The 658-nt window shown below is 38.0% G+C and carries 1 pseudogene; it reads left to right on the forward strand.

From position 1 onward, the window contains the following. Positions 1 to 88: 88 nt before the first annotated feature. Positions 89 to 334 (forward strand): annotated as a pseudogene (locus tag OZD64_RS06680) (PD-(D/E)XK nuclease family transposase); the annotation flags it as partial. Positions 335 to 658: the final 324 nt, after the last annotated feature.

Raw genomic sequence — 658 nt, forward strand, 5'->3', positions numbered from 1 at the left:
TAGATCTGTTGGATACTTTTTTCTCATCTTTACCCCGTACTAAAATTTCAGATATTATAGCCTTTTACTTGTTTCCGGACAACCTCTTATGGCCTTTTCGAAATTTCTCGATCCAAAAAACAATTTCGCGTTCAAGAGAATATTTGGCACTGAGAAAAATAAAGATATTCTCATTCACTTTCTCAATGATATATTGGGCTTCGCTGGCAAAGATGAAATAGAAGAAATAGAATTTCTCAGCACTATCATGGATGCTGAGATTGCCTCTAAAAAACAAAGTATTGTTGATGTTTTCTGTACTGATTCTGCTGGAACCCAGCTAATTATTGAAATGGTGCGACCTGAAAGTCTTCGGTCATATTGTTTAAAAGGAGAGGAATTCCTTCAGAAAGAAACTAAAAGAGTTCTAAAACTTATTAAACCAGATGTTTTGCCATCTGAGTCTATGCATCAGTGCGAATCGGGTAACCGGTTGGTGCCAAGCGATGCGGACAATGAACCTCCTCTTGAAAAAGAAGATGCTCAATCGTGAAAGGAGCATAAACTACAAGCATCATGTGGTTGGAGAGCTAGGCTTAGTGGTATGGTGAACGTAAGTGAAGCTTCATAAGTATCGTAACGATTAAAGAGCTAAAGATGCTGATAAGCTCCGACCAAA

It is taken from the genome of Wolbachia endosymbiont of Drosophila tristis (genome assembly GCF_028981745.1).
Taxonomy (GTDB): Bacteria; Pseudomonadota; Alphaproteobacteria; order Rickettsiales; family Anaplasmataceae; genus Wolbachia; species Wolbachia pipientis.